Here is a 15,955-nt window from a genome sequence, read left to right on the forward strand (position 1 = left end):
ATGACGGAACATCTTCTGTACCATGCGGACGCCCGTGATTTGAGCTATATCGAAGATGACAGCGTGCATTTGGTTTTGACGTCTCCTCCGTATTTTAATCTGAAAGCGTATCAGCGAGGAGAAAACCAGCTTGGCCTGATTGAAGATTATCAGCAGTTTGTTGATGAATTAGAAAAAGTCTGGCGGGAATGCTATCGGATTCTGGTAAGCGGCGGGCGTGTTGTCTGCGTTGTCGGAGACGTTTGTCTTTCCAGACGGAAATATGGACGGCATGCTGTTTTACCGCTGCATTCGGACATCGCTGTCTCTTGCAGGAAGATTGGCTTTGATAATCTGAATCCCATTTTGTGGCATAAAATTTCCAACGCTTCTTTTGAAGCGAATACAAGCAGTTCTATTTTAGGAAAACCGTATGAGCCTAACGCAATTATCAAGAATGATTTGGAATATATTTTAATGGAGAGGAAACCCGGCGGTTACAGGAAGCCGACGGATCAGCAAAGAATCGAAAGTCGGATCAACGAATCTGATTTTCAAAAATGGTTCAGGCAGATATGGAACATGCCGGGTGCGTCGACCCGAAATGGTCATCCAGCGCCGTTCCCATTAGAACTTGCGGCACGATTGATTCGAATGTTCTCCTTTGTCGGCGATACGGTCGTCGATCCGTTTTGCGGAAGCGGAACGACCATGCTCGCGGCGATTCAAACGAAGCGGAACAGTATTGGAATTGAAGTTGAAAGGGACTATTGCCAATCTACGGTTGAGCGTTTGGAGTATGGGCGGACGATGCTGGACGAATTTTCATTAAGGTACGAAGACCTTTGCGGTGTGAAAAATTCAGCCTGACCGAAGGTTCGATCCGCGGATCAAATCGATGCCGCTTAAATATGAACACATGTTTTATCCGTTTCGACAAACGCAGCGAAACGTGATATGCTTTTCGCTATGCAGAGCGGAGAACGAAAACGGCGGATTCAGGCCTCGGAGCTGGGGACGTATCTTTATTGCGCGCGGGCGCTGGGATACCGGCGCGCCGGGGCCCCGTCGGAAAACCGGGCGCAGATGGAAGCCGGGGAGCTCGACCACGACCGGCTCAGCCGGTCGGCGCGGCGGATCCGCGGCTCGGTATCCCTGTTGGCGGCACTTCTCGTTCTCGCTGCGCTGACGCTTTGGATGATCCTGCGATCGGAGGGCGGATGAACCGGTCATGGCTGGTCCCGATCCTGATCGCGTTGATCGCCGCCTTCGCCGCGGCGCTGATCGCGCTGATCGTCGCAGGCCGACGCGGACGGATCCCCTGGCGGCGGGTCCGTTACGACGACGCGGCGCGGCGCGGGCGGAAACCGGAGCGGACTTATTATGACGCGGAGACGGGGCTCAGCGGGAAACCGGATTTTATTATCGACGGCTGGGGGACGTCGACGCCGATTGAGGTTAAAAGCGGACGGACGCCGGATTCGCCATACCCGAGCCACGTGATGCAGTTGGCGGCGTACTGTTACCTGATTGAGCGCTGCGACGGGCGGAGCGTTCGCCGGGGAATTTTACGTTATCCTGAGACCTCTTTCGAAATTTCGTATACAATTGAGTTGCGCCGCCGCTTGCTGGCGACGCTGGAGGCGCTCCGGAAGGCGGAAGCGGAAGGCTATCCCCGGACGCATCGCGATTTTACGAAGTGCCGCGGCTGCGGGTACCGATCGCACTGCGACGAGAGGTTAGGAAGCTGAGATGAAATCTCCGACCCGAAAACCGAGGAATATCGCTGTCGTCTGGCATGGCAGTATTGAAGGCGCGGAAAGCGTCGCGCGCGAGATCGCCGCGGCGATCGAAACGGACAGCTCCGGCCGGGCTTCGGCGGAATGTTCCCCGCTTCATGACGAAGCGTTCCGGATGCGGCTGAAACAATATACGTATGATCTGGTCATAACGCTGGGCGGAGATGGAACGATGCTGCGGACCGGACGGCTCTGTGCTCCGCTGAAGGTCCCGATCTGCGGCGTGAACCTGGGGAGCTTCGGTTTCATGATGGAGCTGCCGAAAAACGGCTGGCGGGAGGCGATTCCGGCGCTGATCGACGGAAGGTTCCGGATCGAGACGCGGATGATGATTCATGTCGACGTGATCCGTCCTTCCGGGCTGACGGTCAGCCGCGACGTCTTAAACGACGCGGTCATTGCGCGGGGAATGGACGTGCGTCCGGTTCGGACCGTCGTTCGCGTCAACGGGAATTTCCTGACGGAATATGTTTCCGATGGATTGATCGCGTCGACGGCGACCGGTTCAACCGCATATGCGATGGCGGTTGGCGGGCCGATTATCGAACCGGAGATGCGGACGATCCTGCTGATTCCGATCGCGCCGCATCTGTCGCTGAACCACGGCCTGATTCTCCAGCCGCACGATGTGATTGAATGCACCTGCCGGAGCCGCGACGTGACGGTTTTATCGCTGGACGGGGGGCCCTCGATTCAGGTCGCGGAAGAGGATAAAATCCGGATCACCGCTTCCGATGATTCGGCTTATTTCGTTCGGATCAGCTCGGATGGCTTTTTCTACCGGAACTTTATTCAGTACATGCAGCGGAACCCGAGCGCGGTTCAGTCGCGGACGCCGCCCGCTTAAGCCGTTCCGCAGATTGGCAGAGACCACAGAAGGAATGATATGACGGAAAACTTTGATTCACCCGATAACCTCAGCGTGACCGCGGATATGACCTGCTACAGGCATCCCGACCGGGTCACCGCGTTGCGCTGCCATTCGTGCCTGAACCCGATCTGTCCGGATTGCGCGCGGACGTCGCCGACCGGGTATATCTGCCCGGATTGTCTTGAGCGGGGGCGGAAGCGTTTTGAAACGACGCAGGGGCGGGACTATCCGATCGCGGGCGTGGTCTCGTTCGTTTTGGGCCTGGTCGGCTATTGGCTGATGGCGCAGCTTCCCTTCGGCGGTATCTGGATTTCGTTGATCGGCGGATGGTTGGTCGGGATGGCGATTGCGAAAGTCGTCCGTGTCGTAACTGAGAAGCGGCGGTCGCCGAAGCTGGTTTGGACGATTGTGGGGAGCGCCGGGCTCGGCGCGCTGATTTTCGCACTGCCGGGAATCTGGGTCGGGGGCTGGTACGGAGCGATTCAATTGGTGCTGTTTATCGCGGCGGCGGGGCGGGCGATTGCGCTCGGGTACGGAATCGGGCTGCGGATTAGAAAGTAAGAACGGGTTTTCCGGGTAGCCTTCGGGCTGGGAATTTTCGGGGAACCTGGAGAAGAAGGCGGATACAGACGTGTTAAAGAGATTGACGATCCGGAATTTCGCGCTGATATCGTCGTTGGACGTATCGTTCTGCGATGGATTGAACGTACTGACCGGCGAGACCGGGGCGGGAAAATCGATCGTTCTGGACGCGCTGTCGGCGGTGCTTGGCGGAAAGGCCGACGCTGAAATGATCCGCGTCGGAGAGAACCGCGCGGTTATCGAAGCGACGTTTCAATATACGCCGATCCGCGCCGCGATGAACGACTATCTCGACGCGGGCGATTTGCTGGACGAGCCGGAGGACGACGAAATCGTCCTGAGCCGCGAGATTCGGACGACCGGGAGGAGCAGCGCGCGGGTTAACGGGCGCGCGGTCACGCAGGCAATTTTACGCGAGATCGGCGGCTTCCTCGTCGATATCCACGGCCAGTCGGATCATCTATCGCTCCTGAACCCGGGGGCGCATCTGGCGCTGATCGATCGTTTCGCGGATAACGCGCAGTCGCTCAGCGATTACCGCGCGCAGCTTAAAGCTTATCGTGAAGCGCAGTCCGAGCTTCAGGCGCTCGCGGGGAGCGACGCGGAAAAGGAGCGCCGCCGCGAGATGATCCTCTATCAGCTCGACGAAATCGACGGCGCGAAGCTGAAGCGCGGGGAAGAAGAGCCGCTGACGCTCGAACGGGACCGGATCGGAAACGCCGAAACGCTGAATCGCTATCTTTCAAAAGGCTTTGACCTGTTAGAGGGGCGCGGCGAACGCCAGCCGGGAGTCGTCGACCAGCTGAACGCGCTTCAGGGCTGTCTGGATCGGATCGCGCGGCTGGACGCGGACCGGGGCGAATGGACCGAGATCGTTCTGAACCTGCTCGACGAGAGCGCGAACCTGCTCGACGCGTTCCGCGCTTACCGCGAGGAAATCGATTATGATCCGAACCGGCTGACGGAGGTTGAAGACAGGCTCCACCTGATCCATAGTCTGGAACGGAAGTACGGCGCGACGATCGACGACGTTTTAGCGTTCGCGGAGCGGATCCGCGCGGAGCTGGAGACGATCGAAAACGCCGATGAGCGGATTCGCGTTCTCGCGGCCGAGGCGGTGAAACGGAAGGAAGCGCTTTCCGGAATCGCGGAACGCCTTTCGCTTCGGCGGCGTGAGGTCGCCGGGCGAATCGCGGAGCGGGTCGAGGCGGAACTGGCGGATTTATCGATGGGGACCGCGACGTTCGAAATCAGCATGAAGCTGGAGGAGGACGCGGACGGGCTCCGGTTCTCGGACGGGCGCGCCTACGCGTTCAATTCGTCCGGAAGCGACCGGGCGGAATTCATGATCGCGCCGAATCGCGGCGAAGGCGTTAAACCGCTGGTGAAGATCGCTTCCGGCGGCGAAACCTCGCGCCTGATGCTGGCGCTGAAGAATACGCTCGCGGAGGCGGACGAGATCCCGACGATGGTCTTCGACGAAATCGACACGGGGATCAGCGGGCGCGTCGGGGCTGCGGTCGGCGAGAAGCTTTGGCGCTTGTCAAGGAATCATCAGGTCATTTGTGTGACGCACCTGCCGCAGCTGGCCGCGTTCCGCGACGCGCATTTCAGCGTTACCAAGATCGTTCTGAACGACCGGACGGAAACCGGGCTCCGGCTCCTGAACGAGGAGGAATCGGCGCGCGAAATCGCGATGGTTCTCGGCGGCGCTGGTGCTGAAAATCTTCAGGCGGCAAAGGCGATGATCGCGGAAGCCGAGAGGACGAAACGGAAAAATGGATGATATAATTTATACGATGAAGAAATTTCCAGCTTTCCCAAATTTCATCCCGCTGCTTTTGGCGCTGACGCTGCTTTTCGCCGCCGTGCCGACGGCTCTCGGGCAGGCGCTCGTTTCTCCCACGCCGGATTTTGACGGCAATATTTATTACATGGTTCAGGGGAACGATACCTGTTTGAGTATTTCGTTAAAAATGGGGGTCGAAATCGAAACATTGCGGCAGCTGAACGATCTGGATATCGACTGCTCGCTGATCGCGGATACGCGGCTCTTATTGGGGCGGGTATTGACGGCGACGCCAACGTCGGGGCCGACGCCGACGCCGACGCCCGTCTTACCGACGCCGACGCCCTACGATGGGAACGCCTCCGTCTGTATTTACCTGTTCGACGACTTAAACGGGAATTCGACGGTTCAGGGCGGTGAAAACGGAATCGCGGGCGGCGCGGTCAGCGTAACCAAGCGCGACGGTGTTGAGAATTTTACCGGCCTGACAACCGGGATTGAAGATCTCTGTTTCCCGGAGGTTCCGGAGGGAAGATACGTTATCAGCATCGCTCTCCCGAACGAATATAATCCGACGACGGCGATGAATTACGAGATGGAAATTAACGCCGGCGACCGGGTCCAGGTTAACTTCGGCGCGCAGAAGCAAGCCGTCCTGGAGCAGAAGCTTCAAAGCGAAGCTCAGCAGGCGATTACCGAAACGCGTTCCCCGCTTTTAGGGATTATCGGCGGCGGATTGATCGCGTTGGCGATCGGCGTGGCGGTTCTTTACGGGGTTATTTCCCGGAGAGATTAGACCTCGCCTTCTTTAGAATTGATGAACCCCGTAAGGAATTTGAATTGCCTTTTGTTCGTCTTGCCGTTCCCTTCGATGCGTTTTTTTTCCTCCGACCTGAAACGAAAACGGATCTTTTTTTTAACCCGGAACGTTTTACCGGGGTTCGTACGTCTTTAATTACGAAGGGCGTTCTTGCTTTGAATCTGGAGCCGGACCGGCTGACGACAGTTCTGAAAAACGAGCGCGTCTGGACGCGGGCGGCGCTCCGGATCCGGTTCGATCCGGAAAAGAAGGCGGCGTGGATCGATTCGCTGTACCGCGCCGAGGGAGCGACAGCTGCGGATTGGGAGGCGTTGATCGACGACGCGGCGGTTCGAGCTGGCGAAGCAGGGATGTTCAGCTGCGCCGTGACGCTCGACGACGGGAGCGAACCGGTCGAATCGTTTCTTCGCGCGGGGTTTATCCGCCGGCGGCGGCAGTCCGTTTACGTCGGGCCCGCGGCCAGCCTTCCGGCGGCGGACGTCCGCTGTTATCGCTGGATCCCGGTCAGCCGCTCCGTTCCTGACCCGTTTATCCGTTTTCGGAGCAGGGAGCTTAAGGAGAATCAGGCGGCCATTTTTGATTGTGGCCGGCGAAAATTTTACGGACTTCGCGAGGGGAATCGGGTTATCGGCTGCGCCGCGGCTGCGAAAGGATCGCAGTCGCTCTACCTGGAGCCCTGCCTGTCGGTCGCCGGTCCCGCGGAAGCGGCGGAGGCGCTTGCCGCGCTCGCGGAGCGCTGCGGCGCGGAAGAACGGACGCGGATCGCGGTCTGCGTTGACGAAACGCAGCGGCTGGTTGGGGGGTGTCTTAAAAACCGGTTTGAACTCGCGGCGGCGCAGGGAATTTACGTGAAATGCCTGACGCGGTCGGTACGGCATCGCGAACCCCGCCCCGTCGAATCCTTTCCGAACCTGAGCGTTGCGACGGTTCAAAAAGCAGAATCAAAACCGATAGAAACCTATGAGCCAGATTTTTGAAAACCAGAATAATTCAGAAGATACCGGGCGGCTGTTGAAAATACTGCCGTCCGATTTAGCGGCGCGCGTCGAATCGTCCGGCGACCTTTCCGCGCTGACGGAGATCGTTTTAGACGTTGGTCGGGAGCCGTTGGCGCGATTTGGGGACCGGGAGGCGCCGCTGGCGGATACGGAGGCTGATTATGACCTGATCGATCGGATCAGCGCCAACGTCGGCGAATTCGACCTCGATAATCGCGCCGGCATGATCCGCACGCTGCACCGTATTTCCGCGATCCGTAACCGTAAGGGACGGATTATCGGGCTGACGATCCGGATCGGGCGCGCGATATTCGGAACGGCCGAGATTCTTCGCGACCTGATCGACGCGAACCGGTCGATCCTGATCCTGGGGAAGCCGGGGATCGGGAAGACGACGATTTTACGCGAGGCGGCGCGGATTCTTTCCGAACGGAAGCGCGTCGTTATCGTCGATACCTCGAACGAGATCGGCGGCGACGGGGACATCCCGCACCCGGCGATCGGACGTTCTCGGCGGCTCCAGGTCGCGAAGCCGGCTCTCCAGCATGAGGTCATGATCGAGGCGGTCGAGAACCATAATCCGGAAGTGATCGTTATTGACGAGATTGGCCGTGAAATCGAGGCTCAGGCGGCGCGGACGATTGCTGAGCGCGGCGTTCAGCTCATCGGGACGGCGCATGGTCAGACGATCAATAATCTGCTGATGAACCCGACGCTGTCCGACCTGATCGGCGGGATCGAGTCGGTAACCCTCTCCGACGAAGAGGCGAAGCGCAGGGGAACGCAGAAGACGGTTCTCGAACGGCGTTCGCCGCCGACGTTTAATACGCTCGTCGAAATCGTTGCCCGCAACCATATGGTCGTGTACGCGGATATCGCGGCGGCGGTCGACGCGCTCGTCCGCGGCGTCGCGCTTCAGCCGGAAGCGCGCCAGCTCGACGAGCGCGGTCAGATCGTTCGGTCGAAAGCGGCCGCGCCGGTTCTCGAAAGCCGGTCCGGCGTTCTCCAACCGGGCGGTTCGGAAAAGAACGGCGCCGTCAACCGAAATACCGTCAACCGCAATATTTATCAGATCAGCGGGCATACGCGCCGCGACCGCGCCTGGGACGGGGCGCGTTCCTCCCGGTTCACGGATCCGATTCTCCTGAGCCCGGAGCGCGACGGTTTTCAGTGCGGTCCTGGCGCGCCGGCGGAGGCTGCGGCGGCCGGATCGGAAAACGGACGGAACGGACGGAGAGCGCGGAAAATCTTTTTGCATGGCGTCGCGCGTAACCGTTTCCAGCGCGCCTCGGAGCGGTTAGGCGTCCGGGCGCTGATTGCGAACCGGATCGAGGAAGCGGACGCGCTGATGACGCTGCGTCCGTATTATCGCGACCGGCAGTCGGTTATCGTCGACGCGGAGGAGCGCGGCGTTCCGGTTTACGTCCTGCGGTCGAATACGATAAACCAGATCGAATCCGGGCTTTCCTCGCTCTTTGAGGTCCCGATCCGGAAACGCGAGACGAACCGGGACCGCGCTGAGGACGAGACGGTTCAGGCGATCGAAACGATCCTGGCCGGGACGATGGACTGGATCGACCTGCCGCCAGCGGACGCGCAGCTGCGCGCGCTGGAGCATGAGCTGATCGAGAAGCATGGGCTTTTCGCGCAGTCGATCGGGAAAGAGCCGAAGCGGTTTATCCGCGTTTATCGCCTGGAAACGGAAGAGGAATAAGGCATGTTTATTACGTTCGAGGGTCCGGATGGGGCAGGGAAGACGACGCAGCTCCGTCGGATCGAAAAGCTTTTCACGCGGTTGGGCGTTCCGCTGATGGTCACGCGCGAACCGGGCGGAACCGAGATCGGGGACCAGGTCCGCGAGGTGATCATGAACATGAGAAACCGCTCGATGCGCCCGCGGACGGAGATCCTGCTCTTTAACGCCGCACGGGCGCAGCTCGTCGAAGAATCGCTTCGTCCGGCGCTCGCGAACGGCGTCGTCGTTGTTTCCGACCGTTTTGCCGATTCGACGCTGGCTTATCAGGGATACGGCTATGAAGCGGATCTGGCGCCGCTGCGCGCGCTGCTCGCGTTCGCGACGGGCGGCCTGGTTCCGGACCTGACGCTGCTTTTTGACGTTCCTGCCGGAATCGGACTGCGCCGGCGAATCGACAATCATGAAGAATGGAACCGGCTTGACGATTACAACGTCCAATTTCATCGCCGTGTCCGCGAGGGATATCTGGCGTTGGCGGCGGCTGAACCCGACCGCTGGCTGGTGATCGATGCGGCGGCTGGCATGGACGACGTGACGCGGGTGGTGATCGATTGCCTGGCCGACCGCGGCGTTTTGCCTCCGGGCGCGCGGGAGGTTCCGCTTGCGGAGATCGCTTGAATTTTCTATTAAATTTTAAGATCAGATTGAGACGAAGTGCGATAGAATCGAATCAGTCAAGATGAAAGGTTTATATGCTATGAAAAAATATCGAATCTTGCCGTTGTTCAGCGCAGCGTTGGCGCTGGTTACCGTCGTTACAGGGGCTTTCGCTGAATCCTGGAAAGAGGCGGACGTCGCGCCGATCGGAAACGATCGAATGGAAGGGACGATTTTCGTGGGGATTCAGCCAAACGCCTCGATCGTCGAGCGTCTGGGCGAAATCAGCGACGCCGACTGGGCGATCGGTCCGGAGGACGCGCCGCTGACGATCCTGATGTACTCGGATTTTCAATGTCCATACTGTTCGTTAGCCGGGCTGGCGCTGCTGGAGTATCAGGCGGCGCACGCGGACGAGGTCCGGTACGTCTATCGTCATTTCCCGCTTCCGTACCATGCGAAAGCGCCGGCCGCGGCGTACGCCGCCAACGCCGCCGGGAAACAGGACGAAGCGCTGTTTTTTGAGGTTGAACATCTTCTCTACGAAGAACAGGCGGCCTGGGCACAGCTGGAGACGGACGAGGAATTCGAAGCCTGGATCAGGGAAAAGATTCAGGCGATCGATTCGATCGACTATGAACAGTGGGAAAAGGATTTCAATGATGAAACGATGCGGGCGGAGCTGGCGGCTGCGTTCGATGAAGCTTCGGCGACAGGCCTGATCGAAGGGACGCCGACGTTGTTTTTGAATATGAATTCGTTTAAGGGCGGCTGGGAAGCGGCGACGCTCGATAAATATTTATCGTATTTTAAGCTTCAGCGCGAATTTTATACCGAGCTCCCGCCGATTGTAATCGACGCAGAGAAGGATTATCGGGCGGTCGTCGAAACGACGAAGGGAACGCTGACGATCGATTTATTGGAAAGCGACGCTCCTGCGGCCGTGAATAATTTCGTTTTTCTGGCGAGCGAGGGCTGGTACGACGGGAATCCGTTTTATCGCGTCGAACCGGGGTTTATCGCCGAGACCGGCGATAAGGCCGGAAGCGGGCTGGGGAACCCGGGGTACTATTTTGCCGGCGATGAGAACGACCTGCTGTATGGGGAAATCGGGATGGTTGGAATGGTCAACGGCGGGGAAGACAAAAACGGATCGAAATTCTTCCTGAGCGACGATCTGACCGCTTATTACACGGGCAAGATTACGGCGCTGAACGAGTCGTCGAAGGAAGAAAACCGGATCAGCGAGGACCAGATTTCCATGGAAGTTGAAAAAGAGCTGGCGAAGCTCTCCGCTGCGTATCCGATTTTCGGGCGCGTCGTCGAAGGCGCGGAGCTGATCCCGGAGCTGACGACCGACGATTCGATCGTTTCCGTACGAATTGAAGTAAAATCCGAATAGGTTTATTATAATAACCGATGGGGATCCTCCCCATCGGTTTCAAAACCGCCGAAAGACTGAGCGCGGATTCTCGCGCGGATTTCTTTTCTTTCGGAACGGGACGGAGGATAGATTGAATCGTGTAACGCTGTTCAGGATTGTCGAGAAATTATATCGGGCCTTAAGCCGGGTCACGGTCGAGAACGAGGATTTATTGCCCGCCGAAGGGCCGGTTCTGATCGTCATGAACCATATCAGTTTTTGGGATTTTCCGGCGCTGACGCTGCAGCGGCGGCGCGATGACTGGAACGTTTTTATCGCTTCGTCGTATAAGAATCATCCGGTCTTCAGTCGGATCGCGAATTCGGTCCAGCTGGTCTGGATCGATCGGGGAAAGGCCGATTTCACGGCCATTAAGCAGGCGTACGGCTGGCTTCAAAACGGCGGCGCTTTTTCGCTCTCGCCGGAGGGGACCCGATCGCGTTCGAAAGCGCTGCTGCGGGCGAAGGAAGGCGTTGCGATGATCGCGCTGAAGGCGAGCGTCCCGATCGTTCCGGTCGGGATCGTCGGGTCGGATCGTATCTTCGCGGATCTTTTGAAGCTGCGCCGCGCGAAGGTCACGATGCGTTTCGGCCCGCCGGAGTCATATCCGCCGATCGATCCGGAACGCCGGAGCGAGTCGCTGCGCGAGATGACCGACGATATCATGTGCCGGATCGGCGCGCTGCTGCCTGACGCGATGCATGGGTTTTACGCGGGGAACCCTGCGATCGAACGAATTCGCGCGGAATGGCGCGGTCGCTATCCGGGTATGAGCCTTCCGGATTCGGATAGAACTGCCTGATTAATGGTGTTATAATCTCGAATATGAAGTGTACTGAATCCGGCGTGACGAAGGCCCGAAACCGCCGAATTTCAGTAGAATCCGCATGGCGTACTTAATTTAAACGATTATGAAAAAAGAAGCCGGCCCTGTGCGCCCGGATGAATTTCCAGGAGCGCCTGGTCGCTCCGCGTTCATCCGATTCCGACGCTGCGAACGGGACAGGATGCGGGAGGAATCCACGAAATGGAAAAAAATATGAGAGCCGAAGAATTATTAAATTTACCGTTAGCCGAATTGCGTAAGATTGCCGTTGATCTGGAAGTTCCGAACGCGCAGCGTTTGAAAAAAGATACCCTGATCGTAAAAATCCGGCAGGCGGAAGGCGAACGCGAGGGCGTCGATATCCGCGGCGGGATTTTAGAGATTCAGAACGAAGGAATCGGTTTCCTGAGGACGAATTACCAGGTCGGAAAAGAAGACGTCTACGTTTCCCAGGCGCAGCTTCGTCGCTACGATTTACGCAACGGCGATCAGATTATCGGTTTCGTTCGTCAGCCGCGCGAATCCGAGCGGCATTACGGCCTGCTCCGGATCGAGTCGATCAACGGGCAGGCGCCGGAACAGGCGAAAAAGCGCAAAAGCTTTGAGTCGATGACGCCGATTTTCCCGAATCATCAGTTCAATCTCGAATACGAACCGTCCGGGATGGCGACGCGCATGATCAACCTGATCGCGCCGATCGGACGAGGTCAGCGCGGCATGATCGTTTCGCCGCCGAAGGCCGGGAAGACGACGATCCTGAAACAGGTCGCGAACGCGATTTCGGCGCGTTATCCCGATGTTCACCTGATTATCGCGCTGATTGGAGAACGGCCGGAGGAGGTTACCGATATGGACCGCTCGGTCGACGCCGAAGTCGTCGCGTCGACATTCGACGAACCGGTCAACCAGCATGTCCGGACTTCGGAAATTACGCTCGAACGGGCGAAGCGGCTCGTTGAGATCGGGAAGGACGTCGTCATCCTGCTGGATTCGCTGACGCGGTTGGCGCGCGCTTATAACATGGTCGTCAATCCGTCCGGCCGGACGTTGTCGGGCGGGATGGACCCGTCGGCGATGTACCCGCCGAAGCGGTTTTTCGGCGCGGCGCGCAACCTCGAAGAAGGCGGATCGCTGACGATCCTGGCGACCGCGCTCGTCGATACCGGGTCGCGTTTGGACGACGTCGTTTACGAAGAGTTTAAGGGAACGGGGAACATGGAGCTGCATCTGTCCCGGAAGCTTCAGGAACGGCGAATTTATCCGGCGATCGATATTGAAAAATCGGGTACGCGCCGCGAAGATCTCCTGATCGGGCAGGATCTCCCGCGCGTCTGGCTGATGCGCCGGATGTACATGCAGATGATTTCGCAGCCGCCGCAGGGCGCGGGGATGGATACCGCGGTTGCGACCGAGGCGATTATTCAGCGCATGCAGCGTGCGAAGACGAACGCTGAGTTCCTCGAGAACCTGACGGAGAATTCATGAAATCCTTTTCCAGCTCGCCGACGGAGCGAACGGTTCCGCTTTGGGTCGTTCTGGCGTTATGGCTGGTCGCTTTTGCCGCAATGTTCTTCATGGGCGTCGTTATCGCTCAGCGGACGCCGGTTATCCGCGGCTCGGTCGATCAGGCCGAGCGCAGCGCCGAAATTGGCGCCGGATATCAGGAGCGCGTCGAATCGAACGCGTCGCTCCCGAGTCAGATCCCGCCGTATACTCCGGATTCGGACCGGTCGATCAGGCGTTCTTCGATCCTGATCACTGATAAGCCGGAGTCGGCGACGACCGAAGCGACGAAGTACACGATTGCGGCCGGCGACTCGATTTACAGTATCGCCAGTCGGTTCAACCTGGAGCCGGAGACGATCCTCTGGTCAAATTATGACGTTCTTCATGACGACGCGCATAATATTTCCATTGGCGACGAGCTGATTATTCCTCCCTCAGACGGGATTTATTATCTTTGGAAGGAGAACGACGTACTGCAGCGGGTCGCGGATAAATATCATGTCGATCCTAAGGCGATCCTGCTCGATCCGGCGAACAGGCTGGATATTACGTCGCCGAAGATTAAGGCTGGGGAATATGTGATGCTTCCCGGCGGGTACCGCGCGACGGCGGTGATCAGTCCGGTGGTTTTCGAGTATTCGAAGGATTCCGGCGTTAAGAAGAAAATTTCCGGGCCCGGCGGCTGTGACTGGGATTATGCGGGATATGGGAACGGCTCGTTTGTCTGGCCTTCGGCGACGCATTCGGTGTCCGGAAATGATTTCTGGTCCGGGCATATGGGATTGGATATCGCGTCGGTTCTGGGCGGTCCGATTTACGCCGCTGACGGCGGGACAGTGATTTATTCGGGGCCGATCAGCGGTGGTTATGGGATCATGATCATGATCGACCATGGCAACGGCTACCAGACGCTGTATGCGCATTTGTCTTCTGTTTCGGTGGGCTGCGGTCAGGGGGTGTCGCAGGGTCAGGTTATCGGCGCTGGGGGAAGTACCGGGAACTCGACCGGCCCGCATCTGCATTTCGAGGTGCGTTACGGCGGCGGGTACGTAAATCCGTGGAACGTGCTTTAGGCGCGCATCGCCGCTGGTGGATGGAAATCGGGACCTCCCGGGGAAGAGCCGGGAGGTTTTTGATTCACCGCGCTTTCTGATAAAATCATATTCAATCATGAGCAGCCGAAGAGGGTTCTGGTTCGTTATCGTCATCCTGGTTGGGTTCGGTGTCGGGCTGTATTTCGCCTGGATGGTTTATCCGATTCATATCGTCGATTCCACGTACCACGACCTACGTCAGGATTACAAGACGGATTATGTCCTGATGGTCGCCGAGGTTTATCAGAAGGACCGCCGCCGTTTTGACGCGATTATCCGGCTGGACAGGCTCGAAGAGGAGTCGACCGAGGCGGCGATTCTGCGCGCGATCGAGAACGCTGAAAAGTTAGGGTACCCTGATTCGGATATCGATATACTTTATGCGCTGAACGCCGCGATCAGCGGCAACGCGGAGGATAATTTACGGCCGGAAGACGTGTATATCGATTTTAACCCGCTGCAGGCGACGCCGACGTCGACCGCCGAGCCGGCGCCGATCCTCGAAATTGGCGGCGATCCGCCCGTGCCCGCCGCGGCGACGGCCTCGCCGCTCCCGACCGGAACGGCGGCGGATCCGTTTGGAACGGACGCCGAGCCGCAGAATCCTTTTCAGACCGGGACGGATTTCTTCAGCGTTTTCCCGACCGGAGAATCGTTCCTGACGCCGCTGGACGCGGTCCCGACGCCGGCGGGCGAGCCGTTTGACTGGAATTAAGCGAAGACAGGGGAGGAATACATGGTCAAATCTGGGAAGGGCAGTCGGCTCTACCTCCTGACCGGGCTGGTGATCGGCTATGTGCTGGCGTATATTGCCAGCTGCACGGTCCTTCCGCTCGAATACTACGATATCAATCCCGCTTCGCTGCACCATGACTTGAAGATGGATTATTTCGTCTTGATTGCGGACGCGTTTGCGTCGAACGAAGATATCGGCCGCGCGGCCGCGCGGATCAACGCGCTTCTGGACAATCCGGATATGAACGATCTGCGCATTTTGCAGTTTGAAATTGAATCGGACGATCGTTATATCGAGTCCGGCGAGGCAGTCCGCAGTCTTGTCAACCACATGGACGTATTTCTTCAGGCGATCGGCGGCGGCGCGGTCCCAGCCGAGACCCCGGCGCCGGGCCCGGACGCGCCGGCCGAATTCATTCCGACCGCGGTCCCGGACGAGGACCCGTTCAGCTCGCACCCCGGCGGCGAAGCTCGTTCGTTTTACGGGTAGAAAGATTACCATGGAAAAGGTATAATAGGTTCTGTCGGCAGGCGCGGAAAACCGGAGCAGCCGACGGCTGAGCCTGAGGACGATCAGGAGAATCAAGGCAAATCATCAGGAAAGGATAAGGAGTTTTTATGATCCAGGAGATTTTAACCGATGCTGAAACGCGAATGAAGGGCGCGTTAACCGTTTTGAAAAGCGATTTAGATGGGATCCGGACCGGGCGGGCGACCCCGGCGTTGGTTGAAAGGTTGGACGTTGAATATTACGGCTCCCAGACGCCGTTCAATCAGGTCGCGACGATCAGCTGCCCGGACGCGCGAACGATCATGATCCGCCCGTTCGAGAGTTCGCTGATTCGCGCGATGGAAAAAGTGATTCAGGCTTCTGAATTGGGGCTGACGCCGAGCAATGACGGGAAGTCGATTCGCCTGATGCTCCCCCCGTTGACGGAACAGCGGCGTAAAGAGCTCGTCAAGGTCGTCGGCAGCCGCCTCGAAGATACGCGCGTCGCGATCCGGAACGTCCGCCGCGATGCCGCCCGCGATATTAAGGACGCGGAGAAGGAGAAACTGATTTCCGAGGATGAGATGAAAAAGGGAGAAGAGAAACTTCAGAAGCTGACCGATAAGCAGATCGCCGAGATCGAAGTTATCGGGAAGAAAAAAGAAGCCGAGATCATGGAGGTCTGAGGGA

General features: G+C 58.4%; 17 protein-coding genes. All 17 read left to right on the forward strand.

Going from position 1 to position 15,955, the window contains the following annotated elements; translation table 11 throughout:
* Nucleotides 1–849 carry a methyltransferase gene (locus BEQ56_02690; protein ID AOH42478.1) on the forward strand — a complete coding sequence of 283 codons (849 nt, stop codon included), beginning with the start codon at nt 1–3 and terminating at the stop codon, nt 847–849.
* Between the two features lie 87 nt (nt 850–936).
* Nucleotides 937–1,203 (forward strand): hypothetical protein, encoded by a 267-nt coding sequence (locus BEQ56_02695; protein ID AOH42479.1) that lies wholly within the window; start codon nt 937–939, stop codon nt 1,201–1,203.
* Entirely contained in the window at nt 1,200–1,730 is a 531-nt protein-coding gene (locus tag BEQ56_02700; GenBank protein ID AOH42480.1) for a CRISPR-associated protein Cas4, read from the forward strand. The genes BEQ56_02695 and BEQ56_02700 overlap by 4 nt, the downstream gene beginning before the upstream one ends.
* 1 nt (nt 1,731) lies before the next feature.
* Nucleotides 1,732–2,625 carry a hypothetical protein gene (locus tag BEQ56_02705; protein AOH42481.1) on the forward strand — a complete coding sequence of 298 codons (894 nt, stop codon included), beginning with the start codon at nt 1,732–1,734 and terminating at the stop codon, nt 2,623–2,625.
* A gap of 39 nt (nt 2,626–2,664) precedes the next feature.
* Nucleotides 2,665–3,210 carry a hypothetical protein gene (locus BEQ56_02710; GenBank protein AOH42482.1) on the forward strand — a complete coding sequence of 182 codons (546 nt, stop codon included), beginning with the start codon at nt 2,665–2,667 and terminating at the stop codon, nt 3,208–3,210.
* Between the two features lie 70 nt (nt 3,211–3,280).
* Nucleotides 3,281–5,017 (forward strand): DNA repair protein RecN, encoded by a 1,737-nt coding sequence (locus BEQ56_02715; GenBank protein AOH42483.1) that lies wholly within the window; start codon nt 3,281–3,283, stop codon nt 5,015–5,017.
* Complete coding sequence (locus BEQ56_02720; GenBank protein ID AOH42484.1) at nt 5,010–5,816, forward strand: hypothetical protein; 807 nt, start codon at nt 5,010–5,012, stop codon at nt 5,814–5,816. Before BEQ56_02715 ends, BEQ56_02720 begins: the two co-directional genes overlap by 8 nt.
* 44 nt (nt 5,817–5,860) lie before the next feature.
* Nucleotides 5,861–6,817 (forward strand): hypothetical protein, encoded by a 957-nt coding sequence (locus tag BEQ56_02725; protein ID AOH42485.1) that lies wholly within the window; start codon nt 5,861–5,863, stop codon nt 6,815–6,817.
* The gene (locus BEQ56_02730; protein ID AOH42486.1) at nt 6,801–8,552 is read left to right on the forward strand and encodes a hypothetical protein; all 1,752 of its coding nucleotides are present in this window, start codon (nt 6,801–6,803) and stop codon (nt 8,550–8,552) included. The genes BEQ56_02725 and BEQ56_02730 overlap by 17 nt, the downstream gene beginning before the upstream one ends.
* 3 nt (nt 8,553–8,555) lie before the next feature.
* On the forward strand, nt 8,556–9,212 hold the full coding sequence (locus BEQ56_02735) for a dTMP kinase (protein ID AOH42487.1): 657 nt from the start codon (nt 8,556–8,558) through the stop codon (nt 9,210–9,212).
* 79 nt (nt 9,213–9,291) lie between these two features.
* Nucleotides 9,292–10,593 (forward strand): hypothetical protein, encoded by a 1,302-nt coding sequence (locus tag BEQ56_02740; protein ID AOH42488.1) that lies wholly within the window; start codon nt 9,292–9,294, stop codon nt 10,591–10,593.
* A gap of 112 nt (nt 10,594–10,705) precedes the next feature.
* Nucleotides 10,706–11,416: a hypothetical protein gene (locus BEQ56_02745; GenBank protein AOH42489.1), complete on the forward strand. Its 711-nt coding sequence runs from the start codon at nt 10,706–10,708 to the stop codon at nt 11,414–11,416.
* A 237-nt stretch (nt 11,417–11,653) separates the two neighbouring features.
* Nucleotides 11,654–12,925, forward strand: a complete 1,272-nt coding sequence (locus BEQ56_02750) for a transcription termination factor Rho (GenBank protein ID AOH44371.1) — start codon at nt 11,654–11,656, stop codon at nt 12,923–12,925.
* Nucleotides 12,922–14,019, forward strand: coding sequence for a hypothetical protein (locus BEQ56_02755; protein AOH42490.1), 1,098 nt, complete (start codon nt 12,922–12,924; stop codon nt 14,017–14,019). The genes BEQ56_02750 and BEQ56_02755 overlap by 4 nt, the downstream gene beginning before the upstream one ends.
* A 16-nt stretch (nt 14,020–14,035) precedes the next feature.
* Nucleotides 14,036–14,755: a hypothetical protein gene (locus tag BEQ56_02760; GenBank protein ID AOH42491.1), complete on the forward strand. Its 720-nt coding sequence runs from the start codon at nt 14,036–14,038 to the stop codon at nt 14,753–14,755.
* 21 nt (nt 14,756–14,776) lie between these two features.
* The gene (locus tag BEQ56_02765; protein ID AOH42492.1) at nt 14,777–15,265 is read left to right on the forward strand and encodes a hypothetical protein; all 489 of its coding nucleotides are present in this window, start codon (nt 14,777–14,779) and stop codon (nt 15,263–15,265) included.
* A 128-nt stretch (nt 15,266–15,393) separates the two neighbouring features.
* The gene (locus BEQ56_02770; protein AOH42493.1) at nt 15,394–15,951 is read left to right on the forward strand and encodes a ribosome recycling factor; all 558 of its coding nucleotides are present in this window, start codon (nt 15,394–15,396) and stop codon (nt 15,949–15,951) included.
* Nucleotides 15,952–15,955 lie beyond the last annotated feature (4 nt).

The organism is Anaerolineaceae bacterium oral taxon 439, from assembly GCA_001717545.1.
Lineage (GTDB): Bacteria > Chloroflexota > Anaerolineae > Anaerolineales > Anaerolineaceae > Flexilinea.

What these genes read in the sequence shown, in the direction of transcription:
- BEQ56_02690 (AOH42478.1), top strand. Translation starts at nt 1, where the DNA reads ATGACGGAACATCTTCTGTACCATGCGGACGCCCGTGATTTGAGCTAT.
- BEQ56_02695 (AOH42479.1), top strand. Translation starts at nt 937, where the DNA reads ATGCTTTTCGCTATGCAGAGCGGAGAACGAAAACGGCGGATTCAGGCC.
- BEQ56_02700 (AOH42480.1), top strand. Translation starts at nt 1,200, where the DNA reads ATGAACCGGTCATGGCTGGTCCCGATCCTGATCGCGTTGATCGCCGCC.
- BEQ56_02705 (AOH42481.1), top strand. Translation starts at nt 1,732, where the DNA reads ATGAAATCTCCGACCCGAAAACCGAGGAATATCGCTGTCGTCTGGCAT.
- BEQ56_02710 (AOH42482.1), top strand. Translation starts at nt 2,665, where the DNA reads ATGACGGAAAACTTTGATTCACCCGATAACCTCAGCGTGACCGCGGAT.
- BEQ56_02720 (AOH42484.1), top strand. Translation starts at nt 5,010, where the DNA reads ATGGATGATATAATTTATACGATGAAGAAATTTCCAGCTTTCCCAAAT.
- BEQ56_02730 (AOH42486.1), top strand. Translation starts at nt 6,801, where the DNA reads ATGAGCCAGATTTTTGAAAACCAGAATAATTCAGAAGATACCGGGCGG.
- BEQ56_02735 (AOH42487.1), top strand. Translation starts at nt 8,556, where the DNA reads ATGTTTATTACGTTCGAGGGTCCGGATGGGGCAGGGAAGACGACGCAG.
- BEQ56_02740 (AOH42488.1), top strand. Translation starts at nt 9,292, where the DNA reads ATGAAAAAATATCGAATCTTGCCGTTGTTCAGCGCAGCGTTGGCGCTG.
- BEQ56_02750 (AOH44371.1), top strand. Translation starts at nt 11,654, where the DNA reads ATGAGAGCCGAAGAATTATTAAATTTACCGTTAGCCGAATTGCGTAAG.
- BEQ56_02755 (AOH42490.1), top strand. Translation starts at nt 12,922, where the DNA reads ATGAAATCCTTTTCCAGCTCGCCGACGGAGCGAACGGTTCCGCTTTGG.
- BEQ56_02765 (AOH42492.1), top strand. Translation starts at nt 14,777, where the DNA reads ATGGTCAAATCTGGGAAGGGCAGTCGGCTCTACCTCCTGACCGGGCTG.
- BEQ56_02770 (AOH42493.1), top strand. Translation starts at nt 15,394, where the DNA reads ATGATCCAGGAGATTTTAACCGATGCTGAAACGCGAATGAAGGGCGCG.